Source organism: Campylobacter concisus, from assembly GCF_003048905.1.
Lineage (GTDB): Bacteria > Campylobacterota > Campylobacteria > Campylobacterales > Campylobacteraceae > Campylobacter_A > Campylobacter_A concisus_V.
Window position 1 is genome coordinate 740,048 of record NZ_PIRO01000001.1, and the last position, 16,242, is coordinate 756,289.

Annotated in this window: 10 protein-coding genes; all 10 read right to left on the minus strand. The window is 33.6% G+C overall.

Going from position 1 to position 16,242, the window contains the following annotated elements:
* Positions 1-17: 17 nt before the first annotated feature.
* The 10 genes from CVS95_RS03765 to CVS95_RS03810 all read right to left on the minus strand — a co-directional run bounded on the left by CVS95_RS03765 (position 18) and on the right by CVS95_RS03810 (position 16,210).
* Positions 18-1,304: a thioredoxin reductase gene (locus CVS95_RS03765; RefSeq protein WP_234400003.1), complete on the minus strand. Its 1,287-nt coding sequence runs from the start codon at positions 1,302-1,304 to the stop codon at positions 18-20.
* Between the two features lie 78 nt (positions 1,305-1,382).
* Positions 1,383-5,054 carry a hypothetical protein gene (locus CVS95_RS09625; protein ID WP_199906330.1) on the minus strand — a complete coding sequence of 1,224 codons (3,672 nt, stop codon included), beginning with the start codon at positions 5,052-5,054 and terminating at the stop codon, positions 1,383-1,385.
* A 24-nt stretch (positions 5,055-5,078) separates the two neighbouring features.
* Positions 5,079-8,615 carry an Mbeg1-like protein gene (locus tag CVS95_RS03775; protein WP_107695626.1) on the minus strand — a complete coding sequence of 1,179 codons (3,537 nt, stop codon included), beginning with the start codon at positions 8,613-8,615 and terminating at the stop codon, positions 5,079-5,081.
* On the minus strand, positions 8,616-9,278 hold the full coding sequence (locus CVS95_RS03780; protein ID WP_107695627.1) for a tRNA 2-selenouridine synthase: 663 nt from the start codon (positions 9,276-9,278) through the stop codon (positions 8,616-8,618). It lies immediately after the preceding gene.
* Positions 9,279-9,406: 128 nt separating this feature from the next.
* On the minus strand, positions 9,407-9,544 hold the full coding sequence (locus tag CVS95_RS03785) for a diadenosine tetraphosphate hydrolase (protein WP_085657902.1): 138 nt from the start codon (positions 9,542-9,544) through the stop codon (positions 9,407-9,409).
* A complete protein-coding gene (locus CVS95_RS03790) occupies positions 9,545-10,270 on the minus strand; it encodes a tRNA 2-selenouridine synthase (RefSeq protein WP_234400004.1) in 726 nt (241 codons plus the stop codon). It abuts the gene before it with no gap.
* Between the two features lie 27 nt (positions 10,271-10,297).
* Complete coding sequence (locus CVS95_RS03795; RefSeq protein WP_021090435.1) at positions 10,298-10,525, minus strand: hypothetical protein; 228 nt, start codon at positions 10,523-10,525, stop codon at positions 10,298-10,300.
* Between the two features lie 16 nt (positions 10,526-10,541).
* Positions 10,542-11,924: an efflux transporter outer membrane subunit gene (locus CVS95_RS03800; protein WP_107695628.1), complete on the minus strand. Its 1,383-nt coding sequence runs from the start codon at positions 11,922-11,924 to the stop codon at positions 10,542-10,544.
* Positions 11,914-15,039, minus strand: coding sequence for an efflux RND transporter permease subunit (locus CVS95_RS03805; protein WP_107695629.1), 3,126 nt, complete (start codon positions 15,037-15,039; stop codon positions 11,914-11,916). The genes CVS95_RS03800 and CVS95_RS03805 overlap by 11 nt, the downstream gene beginning before the upstream one ends.
* A gap of 10 nt (positions 15,040-15,049) precedes the next feature.
* Entirely contained in the window at positions 15,050-16,210 is a 1,161-nt protein-coding gene (locus CVS95_RS03810) for an efflux RND transporter periplasmic adaptor subunit (RefSeq protein WP_107695630.1), read from the minus strand.
* Positions 16,211-16,242 lie beyond the last annotated feature (32 nt).

The following is a 16,242-nucleotide window of genomic DNA, read 5'->3' on the forward strand; positions in this document are numbered from 1 at the left end:
GATATTAAATTTATTATCTAATCCTTTATATTATGCTCTTTTGCATAGCTTAATATCTTTTGCCTAAGATCTTCAGGAAAACTTTCTCTATACATTACTGGCGTTAGTGGATTTAGCTTTTTATCTAATTTACCAGCCTCATATAGTCTTGTTAGCTCTTCTGGTGTGTTATAGTATGGTGCATTAGGATAGCCCTCAGGTGGAGTTAGAGACATTATTTTAGATTCTAGGATGGTGGAGTCGATGTAAAGGTCTATATCTCTATCTGTCATTTTGTTTGGAAACCCTTTTTTATCAAATCTAGTTGTAAAATGAGGCATTTCAGCTTTTAAGTAAGACATAAATTCTTCCCTAGTAGTCTCATTAGCATCTAAATCTCTAGGGTCTAGTAGTTTTCCTTCGTCTTCTACGAGTTCTCTTAAAAATTTATGTGTTGTTCCTTCTGGATCAAATGCCACCCCGCCCCTATTAAAATCCATCACGAAATAGCTTCCTACTATCTCATCAAGGTAAGGCATCATACCATATTCATCTAGTGGAGGGTTTTTATATAGTTTAAGAATTTTTTCGTAGGTGTCTAAATTTTTATTTACTCCAACTGTATATGTATAGTATTTAAAGCAATCTGCTAATACATGTAATGCTTCTACTTCTCCTAGTTGGGCTGCTAAAAATACTGCTTGAAATTCTCTTGCTTTAAATCCACCTTCATTTCCATTGCCTAGTGATTCACTATCTCCTAATACTCCAGCACAAATTCCCCACTCTCCTATAAAGAGTTCTGATTTTAATGTATTTTTATTTCTATCTACTTCATCATAAATTTCAGCATATTCTGGTTTAGTTAGTTTGCCTTTACTATCTACTCTAGCTATTGCATCTTCAGGGATATCTATCATGGTGCATTTTAGATTACTTCTTTTTACTAGATAGATATATCTATCTCTTTTATCTTTTAAACTTTCATAGTAAGCTTTTTCTGATTTAGTCCAAGGTGATAGTTTAGTTGAGCTTGGTTTATAACTAATGTCTAGCCATGATTTAAATGATAGATAGTCTGTTTGACCTAAAGAGTTTGGTTTAGGGTTATAGTATAGTGGTTTATAGTTTTTATATGGAGATGAGTCTAGGATGGAGCGGGAGTCAAGGAGCATTTGGGAGTGCTCTTTTACACCTATAGTCTCACTCCCATAATCAAGTGGTGAAACTGATAAATTTGTCTTTTTATCAAATGGTATTTCCATTCCATTTGGAGCTATGACCGTATATGTATTAGTGTTATCCATTAAATTTTCTTTACTCATTAAATTTCCTTTATTGATTATTAATAGTGATCCGGCTACTAAAAGAGCTATGATGATAAATATAATCTTCTTCATCTCTTATCCTATATATAGACCATCTTCCATTATTATGGTAGTAGCTAGACGACCTATTAGGCGTGGCGGGATATTCTCTTTAGCCTTATCTTTTAAATCAACCTTACACCCCACATACATACCCTTTACATTGTTGTTTCCTATCACATCTAATGCTTTTAGTAGTCTTCTTGATTTATTATCCACTTCTGATCCATTAGTGTTTAAATTTCCATTTTTAAAGTCTTCTAGTATCTCCATAGCTTCGTTGTATTTGTCTATTGGCAGGGCTTGTTTTGAGGTGCTTTTATTTGCTTTATACATCTCATAAATTTCATCTCTTTGTTTTATATCTATTGAGTTTGATGGACTTATTGTTAGCAATGTTTTAACTCCTTGCAACATAAGCTCTTTTGGTGAATATGCTAGCTTCTTGTTTCTTTTATTTAGGTTGTTAAAGAACTCTTCATCAGTTTTATTATCTGTTCTTAGCTCATCTAGACATAGATAAGATATCATAGTATCTAGGCTTATATCTTTAGATAGATTAGAGTCTAGTTTGTTTGTAGTAGTGTTTATATCATAGTAGAAGAAGTTATGATAGTCTAGTCCTCCACTAGATAGTCTTCCTCCTATGATAGTTCTTTTTAGATCTATATTTATAAAAGATGAGTATATCTCTATAGGATAGTAGGTATATTCACTTGTTTTATTTGAATAAGGTTCATAAGATATATTCTTAACAGCATAGGTATCATTAAATTTATTTGTGAAATACTTATGAAGTATTAGTTCATAAGATCTTTTTTGTTGTTCGTAGGTGTTGATGAAAAAACTATCTACTAAAAAGCCAAATCCAGCTTGTATTAAAGTTTCTGCATAAGTTTTTAAGCTATTTTTTAAAAAATTTTTACCAGCACTTATAGCTATTTGTCTTTTTACATTTATGCCTACTTCAAATTCATCTATCCATTGTTTTGTTTTTTTTATGCTGTGTTTGGATTTTTTTTTGTTATCTACATATATATAGAGAAGTTGGTTGCCTTTTACTTTGACCACTCCAGCAAATGCTGTTTGTTTGATTTTTTTCAAGGCTTTTTTATTGTTTTCGTGAACTAGTTTTGCAACTGGCGCTTCGCCTAGCATACTAAATACTTTTAGTTCTCCTATTAGCTCCATAAAAATATTCTTAAAGATATTGCCTTTACCACCTGAGAACACAGCGTCAATTACTTTTTTCATTATATCGTCAGACTTGTCTATGAAAAAGCCATAAAATGGAAATATATCATATAGGGCATCATCTAATGTTGATGTTAAAGATAGATCTATAGTATATTTATACTCATCATCGTCTATCTGTTTAATATACTTTTCAAAATTCTTATCATCTATGCTTTCTCCGTCTATGCCGGTAGAATTTTTAAGAAGCTCTTTTAGCTCATTATAGGAGTCATCGTCTAGTATATTTTCACCATTTCTTACATGGCTTTGCTCTATTTTTTCTACTATCTCTTCTATGCAGATAGCATCTTGTTCTTTTTTTGCTTCTTTTGTTTGCTTGAAGAAGTAAATAGGCACAATAGCATTATTTTCTTGTATATAATATGTGTTTTCGTAAAGAACATTAAGTGTTTCACCAAATATCTCTAGTGTCTCATAGTTTGATGAAAGATATGAAAATTTTAATCCTTTTTGCTCAATAATAGAGCTATCAAATATCTGCCTTATGACATAATAGCCCATCACTAGAAGAAATATTTTTGTAGCAGGGTAGTAATAATGTGTCCTTATAGAAACTTGATTGTAAGATTCATCAGCTATTGCTTCAAAACTCTCCATCCCTTCATTAGGCATTTTAAAGTATTGGTTTAAAAAATAAGCCACTTTATCATGTTTCAAGTTTGAATTTAAGCCTGAAAAGAAAATTTCAAATTCCTTTATATTGGCTTTTAAAAATTCCTCTTCATTATTAACTATCTCTTCCATATCTTTGGCGTTTTTAAAGTGTCTATTTATGCGACCTAGATATAAATTTGCCTCATTAAATTTTTTGTATTTTGCGTTAAAAGTGGTGTTTAAAACCTCTACTGATTTTGCGTCACTTCCATGAAAATTTTTGACACCTTTCATATATGAGTTATACTCCTCTATATCCTTTTCAAATTTTGCAAGCCTAGAGTTAATAACTCTCGTAAACGGACTCAAGCTTAAAAGATAAAGGTCTTCGTCTTTTTTTGCACCTATTTGTATAGAATACTGACTATAGTCTTTTACATTGCCTACATTTTTCGGATCAACTATCTTTTTACCGCTAACCCTGTTAATACTATCTTCTATCTTATAGCTTAAGATGTTTTGTATAAGGTGCTCGTTTAGCTTTGCGTTTAGCCTTATGGGGGCGTTTGAGACGACAAGATAGTTTTTAGAGATACCGCTACTATTATTTGTATTGTGAGTATTGTCTTTTGTTGTTAGGGATTTGTCTTTTAGGAGATTTGCAAATTTGAAAGAGTTAAAAAATGGATATTGCATATAGACAAAATTTGCTCTATTTGCGATCACGCACTCTTCTATCCTTTTAAGTAAGCTCTCTTCGCTATTGTTCTTGTCGTTTTTACATATAGATATATTTTTAGACTTATCTACATTTTCATTTTTGCTTACTCTAGCGTCAAATAAGCTTTGCTCATCGCCCTCTAAAATAAAATCAGAACAAATACCAATATACTCATCATAATTGCTCTTGGCTTTAGTGGCTGTTATATCAAAGCATGAAAAATCTATAAATTTTCCACTTTTTTGATCGTTATTTGTAAAAACCAATATATTATTAAATGACACTGTATTTAATAGACCTAGTATAAAGCCAAATTTAGTAGCTAGCAAGCTAGCGGCTGGACCAGAAAACGCGTAAAAGCCCCTTTTGTTTAAAAAGTCAATTATATTTGTAGTAGTAGTTATCGCCTCTGGAGCTGCCAGCAATAAAGCTAGCGGCTTAAACGATCCTTTTATATCGCTTATGTCGACAAGATTGATTAGAAATTTTGTGATCTCTTTTAAAATATATTTATTGCCATCATCTGAAGCTTTTTTGAGATTTTCTTTTATATTTTTAAAGCTCTCTTCTATGGCCTTTACGGTTTCATCTCTTTTATCAAAATTTTCACGACTTAGTATTGTATTGGTTTTGTTGATTAGCGAATTTTTTAGCTTATCTAATATAGCCTCAAAATTTGTCTCTATATTTTTATAGTTAGATACCAACTGGCTAGATGCATCGTCAAAATTTTTAATCTTATTGTCTTTGCTTCTACCATTATTTGCAAGTTCTATTAGCTCTTTTACGAATTCTGCTATTACATCTTGTTCTTTACTAAGAACCTCTACATCTATATCAATATCTTTGATTGTTATCTTATTGGTTGTGTTAACAGCTTTTTCGCTTTTAAATAAATTTGACTTTTCTAAATACTTATATGTTTTTATAAGCACATTTTTATTGGCTTTCTTGTGATTGTATAGCCTCGCGATTGTCTTGTTATATAAAGCATCTCCATTTAATATATTGGTATCATGAAAATGGTTTAAATCGCGACAATAAAATGTTATGTTTTGATATTTGTCAGCAAAAACATCAAATGCGTCAAGCAAGTCTTCTATGCTTCTAATAATTTTTGTATTATCTAATCTCAAGAACGATCCCTCTCTTTAAATTTATCAACTAACAAGCATTACAAAGCTAGTTGTGTTTATGTCATTTGTATAGCCACTATCTAGCCCTTTAGCTATCTCAAGCTCTATACTTTTAGCTCCAGTTGGAGACATAAAAACATAAGTGTAAGCATGTCTGTTCTTTTCTATATTAGAACTATTAAATTCATCTAAACTGGCAAAAAAGCCTACCCCACTTTCCGGGCTATTTGCCTTTTTGTAGTTCTCTTTATCAAGAGAGCTAAAATTCTTTGGAACTACAAATATCAAATTCAGCTTATCCACTCCATATCTTAGTTTAAATTCTTTGATGTCATAACGCTTATCGTCATAATTATCCGCTAAAAGAGCCTTTAAATTCTTATCCTCTACGTCTCTTCCCTCGTCTAAATTGAGTTTGATCTTGCTGAAGCCATTTTTATCTTCAAATTTTTTATCAAATAGATAATAGGTAGTTACCAAAAGATTATCTATTTGAGAAGCAAAAGCTTTTATATAAAGTCTGATCAATGGCTTATTTAAATTTGGATTTTGTACGGCAAGGTTATTATTCTCAAACACAGGATTACTTAAACTATGCTCTAGTTTTAGTTTATTCTCTTTTTTTATGCACCTTAGCGAAGAACCGGTGTTGCTTAGGCAGTTTGGCACTAGATCTTGCATTACAGCGTAGTGATCATTCATGCTTTTTAGACTAAGTGCTGATCTTGGTACATAAGCTACTATGACGCATGGGGTCCTAGCAGAGCAGCCTACTATTGGTGAGTTTATAAAATCAACATCAAGTATCACGCCTTGATCGTCTGATCTTATACTCCTGCCCGCTCTACTTTTTAAGATCACATGACCGCCATGTGGGCAAATGATAGTGTCGTCTTCTATGACAGGGCATGAAGTTGCAGTGGATGAAATTTCTTTAGATTGATTATCTTTTTGTAAATTTTGCCTTTGATTTAAATTTGAAAGAGCCTCTTTAGTCTTTTTGCTCATTGGTTTTAGATTGATATTTAGACTCTTATTTAGTAGTGAATAATTTAATATATTTGCTTGAGAATTTCTATAAGCAACATTTAGCCTTCCTATATCTTTATCCTCATCTCTTGGCTGATGAGTAAAATTTAGAGGTATATTCTCGTCACTATTATATTTTTCGTCTTTAAAATAAAGTGGATAATCCTCCTCTTCATTGGCTTTAGACAAAAGAGCAGAGTTTAGATATATTCTTTGATTCATATTTTTACTATCTAGCTTAAATATCTCCTTTAATACCTCAACATCAACGATACTTTTATCCACTGCACTTACACTAAGGGTATCGTTGTTTTTATAAAAGATACTTCCCACGCTCTCATTCATAAGAGCTTTTATATCATCGGTTGCTACTTTATTATTGTAAGCTACATCATCATTATTTTGAGCGGATTTATTATTAGCTATTACTATGGCTTCATCGCTAGAGCTTATGTCCTTAGAGTCTATGCTAGCTAAAAAATTTTCATTTTCTTTTAGCTTTGCTAGATCCGCATATTTTAGATTTATTATGCTCTTTAGCATATCTATTCTATCTTTTACAAAGATGCTAGCCTCTGCTATATCCACTCTATTATCTCGTAGTATCGTTATATTTTTATAGATGTTTTTGCTATAAGAGAAGTATTTACCAAGCTCATTTACATCTATCTTTTTTTCAAATACAAATAAATTCAAAGCACAAATAGCCACTAGCATATCTATATCACCGGCTCTAGCATCACTTACTATCTTTGTCGCATCTAGTTTATCTAGATCATCTATATCTAGTATCTTTACTAGATGTGCTTCTTTGTTGCTATTTTTATCTATGTTGCTGCCTAAATTTTCTATTATATACCCGACCATATCTTGCTTGAAATTTTCATCACTAAATTTGCCATATTCGTAAAAGAGATTTAAATAAGCATAGAAGATATATAAAGGCGTATCTAGCATAGAAGCATCACTTATATCATCTATATTTACATCTAAATTTAACTTCGATCTTATGCATTTTAGTTTAAATTTAAGCGACTGGATATATTCATTTAGATAATCAAGCGCTTCAGCTATATCTTTACCCTCTATCTTGGCTTCATTTTCTTTATTTTCTAAAAGATAGCACAACATATATAAAACCAAAACGCTCTCTTTTAAAAAGTGAGATCTAATTAATATATTCACCAAGTGCCTATTCTCAGTATTTTCATACTTTACTTCGCCAGTTGTATCTATGCCTAGCTTATAACCTAGATCAGATATGACCGAAAAGGTAGGTTCTATCAAAACAGCTACATCTTTTGAAAAGCTATCTTCATCTCTATTGATACTTTGTTTAACGCTCTCTACATGATGTATCTCTATGTCTATGTCTTTTTCTTTGCTAGCTTTATTTATATTAGAGCTTACTTTTTTATCTGCAAGAGTCTTTTGAGCTTGTTCATTATTTTTAACTACATCTACATATTCATCTACGCTGCTCTTATCATCTTTAAAGCCAAACATGCCTTTTATCTTGTTAAAGACTGAGCCTACCATCTTTCCTATAAAGCCATCTTTGTCTATGACTCTTGCTATCCATCTTGCACCTTTTGCTATGGCTTTAGCCACAAAGCTAAGAAGCCTTAAGCTCCAAGTAAAAGCTGAAGCTAATATGCCACCATAAATTCCTGGAGCGTTATAAGTATAAAGTTCTTTTACTCCACTATCTTTGAAAGTTACTGCATATATTTGAGCTAGATGACCTCCTAATGAGTGACCCGATAGGATGATGTCTTTGGCGGTATTATCTAAACCACTTAAGTTTTGACTATGAGAATTTATAGCTTCTTGCATAGAGGATTGAAGTGATTTTAAAGCAGATATTTGCATAAGCGCTCTTGATGTGATAGCCATAAAGGCATCATCTAAGAGATCATTTATTTTCATCTCTGTTCCTCTAAATCCTATTATATAGTTTGACTTAAGCGTGTCATAAAATATAGTTGAGCTAAAACCTGACTTTTGATTAGGTATGTGCTTTACTAGCTCATAGCGATTAACAAAGAGTTTCGTGCGAGGGGAGATGGATTTAGGTTTATAAAAGATATAGGGTGGCTGATCTGGTACCAAAGCTATAAAATTTTTTACATCATTTTTGAGTTCAGTATCTTTTGTTTCTCCATTTGCCCCAACTGGTTTCTTTACTATTTTATCTGCCATAAATCTTGCTTCTATACAAAGAGCATAAGCGGTAGGGCTTCCTGCCATTTTAATAGTTTTATTATTTTCATCTCTTTGGTCTGATTTTAAAATATCTCCCTTTGTTATGCCATCTGCATATCTCCAAACAGGCTTTTTTATTTCATCTTCTCTATAAGAATTTACGATATTTTCAGGGACATTATCTTTGCCAAATTTATCATAAAGCTCATCAAGTCCATTTCTTTCATTCTCAAATACATTATGAAGCATTGCATAACTTGCATCAGCTATATCAATATAGTCTTTAAAGCAATTTATTAGCTCTTTATTTGATTTTTTAGTTTGCACCTACTTGTCCTTGTTTGCTTTTATAAATTTATTGTTTATTAGAATGAATTTGTTTCCGCCACTTACTGGAACTATACTTTTTTTACTAAAGCTTATTCCCATTCCCTCATCTCCAAATAAGCCATATTTAGTGCTATATGTTTCATAATAAACATCTATGCTTATAGGAACTATTTCTCCATTATCATCTACATATAATTTTCCTAAATCTAAATATGGTTTTTCTTTGTTAAAATTTTCTAAACCTATAAACTCAATTATTTTATTTATATAGACCTCAGAAGTTTTAGCTTTTTTACCAGTTTGGTTCTCATAATCTATCCAGCGAGTGTAGTATTTTTTACCATTTGAAAGGGTTTGAGGGAGTTTTTGATTTACCAAGGTCATATCTACATCATATATCGTTATAAATTTATCACCTTGTTTTATCTTTCTAGGATTTGATCTTATTTTATCACCTAAATTTTTGGCTAGATCTTCTCTTTCTTTTTCTCTTCTCTCTATCTCATCAACAAATTTTTGATTAAATATATATACTCCGCCATATTGTTTAGCTAAGTTTTCTAATTCAGAGTTACTTATCTTTTTGTTTGCTTGATTAGCTGAGCAAGCTATTAAAAATATACTTGTTAGAAGTAAGAGTGTTATAGCTAGAAATTTCATTGATTATCCTTTTATGTTTGAAATTTTAGTTTGGATATTTTATTGTTATTGTATTTATAATATTATTAATTTATTATGTGCTGTTTGGGGTTTATTAAAATTTATTTCAAGTATTTTTATAACTTACTTCATTTATCATAAAGCTCATCAAGTCCATTTCTTTCATTCTCAAATACATTATGAAGCATTGCATAACTTGCATCAGCTATATCAATATAGTCTTTAAAGCAATTTATTAGCTCTTTATTTGATTTTTTAGTTTGCACCTACTTGTCCTTGTTTGCTTTTATGAATTTGTTGTTTGTTAAGTAGAAAATATTATCTCCTGATTTTGTACCAAAAGACTCTTTGGCAAATGATACACCTCTACCTTCATCACCAAATAGTCCATACTGTGTTTTTACAATATAGTAATCAACTGTCATATCTATTACTTCGATATTGCCTTCTTGATCTATACAAAAATAACCTAGATCAAAACCTGGTTTATATTTGTTGTAATTATCTATACCTATAAAATTTATAACCTTTTCTTTATATTGTGTTGGGATTTTTATCTTTTTTTTGGTTTGGTTTTCATAGTCTGTTGAATTTTCATAATATCTTTTACCATTTGAGAGGGTTTGATCCATTTTTGGATTATCGTAAAACTCTGTTTTTAAAATTTCTCTCATTTTTTTATTTTTTTCATTTTTATTAGGTATTGTCTTTATTCTCTCTAAAATTTCTTTTCTTTTACTATCTCTTATTTGTTCTTGTCTCTCTATCTCTTTCTCAAATTTCTCATCAAATATATATACTCCACCATATTGTTTAGCTAAGTTTTCTAGTTCGGAGTTACTTATCTTTTTATTTGCTTGATTAGCTGAGCAAGCTATTAAAAATATACTTGTTAGAATTAGTAATATAAATACGGTAAATTTAATAAATAAATTTTTAAAATAAATAATCAAAAATCTAAGAATTTTACACAATGAAGTCAAGAAGTTCATCTAAGGATTTTGTCCTTAGATGAAAGATTAAGATTTTTTGATCGCTCTAATAGGAATAACAAATATCGCTGCGATCACATAAAAAGCAATACAAAAAACAGCCGCCATCATAAATATCTCACCGATATCATAAAAGCTTGACTCAAGCCTAAATGTATCCACGTAATTTATCGCAAACCACAATGCTACGCCAAGAGCGATAGCAAAAACAAAAAATCCCCAAGAAAACAAGAAATTTAATATCTTAGTTCCCAATTTCTCTCCTTTTTAATTATTTTTCTAACTTAAAACCGCCACCAAAAGCTCTATAAACTTCGACTGCACTATCGACCTCATCAAGCTTAGCTGAGACATCTTGTAATTTTGCTTGAAGTAAATTTCTCTCCGCATCAAGAAGCTCTAAATGTCCAATGTAGCCAGCGTCATATTGCTCTTTAGCAAGCGAGTAAATTCTTTGTTGGGATTTTAGCAAATTTTTCACTTGTTCCAAAGAAATTTTTGCATTTTGCCTTGAAACAAGCGCATCTCTTACTTCGCCAAGAGCCGATTTTACCGCTGCTTCATAATTAATAGCGGCAATTTGTTCATTTGTTTTAGCCACTGCTACATTATTTTTTGTCCTACCAAAATCAAAAATTTTCTGTGCTAAAGAGCCCCCTATACTCCATGTATTGGCATTTCCAACAAAGATATTTTCAAAATCAATACTTGAAAAGCCAAAAAGTCCAGTTAGTGAAATACTTGGAAAATACTCAGCCCTTGCAACACCAACAAGAGCATTTGTAGCTTTTAAATCAGCTAGTGCCTTTGCCACATCGCTTCTTCTCAGCAAAATTTCAGAGCTAATGCCAGCACTTATCTCTGGAGAAGCTGGTAAATTTTGCGAGCTAGCAACAGCTCCACTTAAAATTTCATTATTACTTTTACCAGTCAAGATGGCTAGTGAGGTGATAGCCTTTGACTTTTCGTTTAATATAGAAGTAAGATTGGTCTTAGCACTTTCTACTGCTGCCTTACTTTGCAAATAAGTCATCTCGTTTATGCTTCCAAGATCAAGCTGTGTTTTGCGAAGCGCTAGCGTGTCTTCATAAGTTTTTAAAGTCTCTCTTAGCACAGCTTCTTGCATATTTAATGAAACTAACGCGAAGTAGCTTTTTGTAACACTTGAGCTGATACTTAGCCTCGCGCTATCATAGTCAAATTTGGTTGCATTTAGGCTTTCTTCGGCCGCTGCTACATTATTTCTTACTCTACCCCAAAGATCAATCTCATAGTTTAATCCTAAATTTATATCTGATTTTCTATAACGAGTTTGTGGTTGCTTAGTATATGTTTCACCGCTACTTTTTGCTTTTTCGTAGCCTACATTTAAATTTACCCCAGGGAGCAAGTCAGCCTCAGCAACGCCAAGGCTTGCTTTTGCTTTCTCTAAATTTAAATAAGCAACACGTAAATTTGTATTTTTCTCAAGTGCATTTTCCACTAGAGAATTTAAATTTTCATCGTTAAATTCTCTCCACCAAAGATCCCTTATATCACTTGTCTCATAAGTGTAAGTAGATGTGAAATTTGTATCTACATTTGGCATATCTGGACGAAATGAGCAACCAGCTAAAAACGCCGCCATTATAAGTATAAACGCCTTATTTTTCATCTTTTTTTGCTCCCTTTCTCCAGTATTTCTCATTTAAATTTTCAAGCAAATAGTAAAACATTGGCACGAAAAATATAGCTATCGTCGTAGAAGCGATCATACCACCAACCACGCCAGTTCCTAACGAGTGGCGAGATGCAGCGCCTGCGCCTGTGCTTATAACCATCGGGAAAACGCCTAGAGTAAATGCAATTGATGTCATTACAATTGGTCTAAAGCGAAGTCTAGCTGCATTTATCGCTGAGTCAAATATACTCTTACCGCTATCACGCTCTTGCATTGCAAACTCTACGATCAAAATGGCGTTTTTAGCCGCTAGACCGATGAGTAGCAAGAGTCCGATCTCAAAGTAGATGTCATTTGTTAGCCCTCTTATCCAGACTGCTAGCAATGAACCAAATACCGCAAATGGTACGGCTGTGATAACCGCAAGTGGAATGAGCCATCTCTCGTACTGAGCAGCAAGGATGAGAAATACAAAGATCATACCAAAGATAAAAGCAACTGTGCCTGTTCCTTGAGAATTTACCTCTTGATATGCCGTTCCCGCCCAGCTTATAGCGTAGTCCTCGCTGCTTAGCGTATCATTTACGACCTCTTGGATCGCTCTTATCGCATCACCTGATGTGTAGCCAGGTTTTGGATCGCCCATGATCTTAGCTGATGGAAAGAGGTTAAATCTATCAACGATATCAGGTCCAATCGTTCTTGTAAGTGTTGCTACTGAATTTAGTGGCACCATGCCGCCATCATATGATCGGACGAAAATTTTTCTTAGATCCTCAGGATTATTTCTAAAACTTTCCTCGGCTCTTGCATATACTCGGTAAGACTTACCAGCAAGATTGAAGTCATTTATATAGTAAGAGCCAAAAGTAGCTGCTACCGTGCTAAAAATTTCGCTCTCACTTACGCCAAATAATTTAGCTTTTTCTTTATCAACTGTTATCTTGAACTGACGATAATTTGTCTCAAGCGTGGTTCTAACATTTGTTAGTTCAGGTCTTGCATTAGCTATTGCTGATACTTTTCTAGCGTCTGCTTCTATCTCGTTGTAACTCTTGCCGCTTTTATTTTGTAGATACATCTCAAAGCCACCAGTCATTGAAAGACCCATGATAGGTGGTAAATTTACAACGAATGTCATTGAGTTTTTTGAGCCCCAAAGCATACCATTAAACTGGCCAGCTAATGTATCAGCTCCATTGTTAGCGCCTTTTCTCTCACTCCAATCTTTTAGCTTTATAAAGCTAACGGCTGAATTTTCCCTAAGCGAGCTAGCTAGTATGTCATAACCTGCAAAAGCCATAGTGAACTCAACATTTGGATTGCTTAAAATGGCGTTGCTAATCGAGACTACTTCTTCTTTTGTCTTTAGCATATTTGTTGAAGGCGGAAGTGAGGTGATAACCATTAAAGCACCCTTGTCTTCTGAAGGCACAAGCCCTTTTGGCACAGCATCAAATAGCTTATAAGTGGCAAATCCTAAAATACCAATTACAATAAAGCTAATAATAATATGCCTTAAAATTTTAGCCACTCCAGCCGTAAAGAGTCTAGTGCTAAAGTCAAAGAAGTCGTTAAATTTCTGAACTATCCAAAATGGCTTACTCTCCTGTTTCTTAAGCATAACCGCACAAAGCGCTGGCGTAAGAGTAAGAGCAACAAAGCCTGAGATACAAACAGAAACAACAAGCGTTAGAGCAAACTGCTTTTGTATAACGCCAACAAAGCCCTCCATGAAAGAGACTGGCACGAAAACAGCACAAAGCACGAGTACGATAGAGATAACTGGAGTTTGTACCTCTTCCATCGCCTTAAACGTCGCGTCTTTTACGCTGATCTCTTTATCTTCATGCAAAATTCTCTCGACATTTTCTATGACGATAATAGCGTCATCTACGACGATACCTATGGCAAGAACTAAGGCAAAAAGTGTAATCAAATTTATACTAAAACCCATCACATAAAGTCCGCCAAATGTACCTATGATAGATACTGGCACGGCAAGCATCGGAATGATAGTCGCACGAAAACTTTTTAAGAAAAAGTACATTACGATTAAGACGAGTACCATCGCTTCAATGAAAGTTTTTATAACCTCATCAATTGAAACATCTATAAATTCTGTTGGATTGTAAGCTATGGTGTGCTCTAGTCCAACAGGATAAGTTTTCTTTAGCTCATTAAGCTTTTCTTTTACAGCATTTGCGGTAGCAAGAGCATTCGCATCGTTTTGTAAAAATAACAAAAGAGGAATAGCCGGCTTGCCGTTTAACATCGCATCGTTAGCATAGCTAGCTGCTCCAAGCTCTATGGTAGCTACATCTTTTAGCTTCAACACTGATCCATCGGAACTTTTAATTATTATATCGCCAAACTGAGCTGCATTTTTAAGACGTCCATCGGTACGAACAGAATAAACATAAGGATTACCACCATCCGATGGCTGTTCGCCTATCTTGCCAGCAGCGTATTGTGAGTTTTGAATTTTTACTTGAGAAATGACGTCGCTTGGAGTTAGTTTAAAATGAGCTAGTCTATCTGGCTTTAGCCAAATTCTCATAGAATACTCTTTAGTACCTATCAATACTGTATCACCTATGCCACTAACCCTTTTTATCTCATCAGCAATATTTAAATTTACATAGTTATATAGTTCGATCAAATCCATATTTGGATTTGTAAAGCCAACAACTTGAAGGATCGAGCCACTTCTTTCGCGCACTGTTACGCCCATATTTTGCACTTCTTGAGGCAGCCTTGAAAGAGCAGCTTGCACGCGGTTATTTACATCGATCGTAGCTTGTTTTGACGATGAGCCGATCTTAAAATATACGCTTATATTCATAGTACCTGCTGAGCTTGATGTGCTTTGCATATAGAGCATATTTTCAACGCCATTTATCTGATCTTCGATCGTACTTGCGACTGAGTCGGCGATAGTCTGCGCATCGGCACCGCTATATGTCGCACTTACAGAGACAGTAGGTGGAGTAAGACTTGGATACTCCTCTATTGGAAGCCCCTTGATACCCATAAAACCTGCTATAACTATGATGATAGATATAACAGTCGCAAATATCGGGCGGTTTATAAAAAATCTTGAAAACATCTATCTGCCTTTACTTGCTACTTGTAGCGTTTACATCTTTGCCGTTTATAAATTCCGCACTTAGGTCTTTATCAGTTTCAACTGGTGCACCAACTCCGATTTTAAGGAAGTTATTAACGATTATCTTATCGCCATCTTCAAGACCTTCAGTGACTGCTACCATATTTTTTGTTTGATATCCTGTTTTTACATTTTTTTGGCTTACTTTGCCATCTTTTACGACTAAAACATAAGAGTTTGTAGCGCTTTGTTGAAGAGCAACTTGTGGGATGTTAAAGGCATTTTTTTGAACAAATCCACTCATCTTTATATGACCAAACGCACCTGGTAAAATTTTACCTTCACTATTATCAAAGCTAGCCTTTGCTAAAACGCTGCCAGTTGCGGTATTTACGACGTTATCTATAAAATTTACTTTACCATTAAAATTTTCGCCATTGACGCTTAACACAGCATCACTATTTAGCTGTTGCCACGAGCCGTTATCCAAATTTGTCTTTCTAGTTAGATTATCCACATCAGCGATATAAAATTCTGCTTCAATAGGATTTATTTTTGTAAGTCTTACAAGCTTTGTTTGGTTTGCTATGACAAGCGAGCCAACATCTACTTGGTTATCACCCACTACGCCGTCAAATGGCGCTATGATAGTCGTGTAACCAAGGTCGATTTTTGCATTTTTTAAATTTGCTTTTGCGCTTACTAAATTCGCATTTGCAATGTCATAGGCTGCAACTGCTGCGTCATAGTCTTTTTGAGAGACTGCATTTTTCTTATAAAGGGCAGAAATTCTTTTAAACTCGGTCTCGGCATTTTTCAAATTTGCATTTGCCACGCCAACAGAGGCATCAAGTGAGTCAAAGCTAGCTTGATATTTTTCTGGATCTATTAAAAATAACTTATCGCCCGCTTTTACTTTACTTCCTGGCTTAAAAAACTGCTTTATGATCGTGCCGCCAACCTTTGGATAGATGATGACATCTTGACTACTTGCAACCGTTGCAGTGTAATCAAAACTAATAGGTATGTCTGTTTTTTGTGCGATAAAAATATCCACATGAGATAGTGGCATCTGGCGACCTGCTGCCGCTTTATTCTCTTTATTTTCGAAACAACCACTTAGAAATAAAACTGCAACCGAAAGCACAAGAGCACTTTTAAAATTTGCCATAAAAACCTCTCTTAATTTTAAATTTTAATATC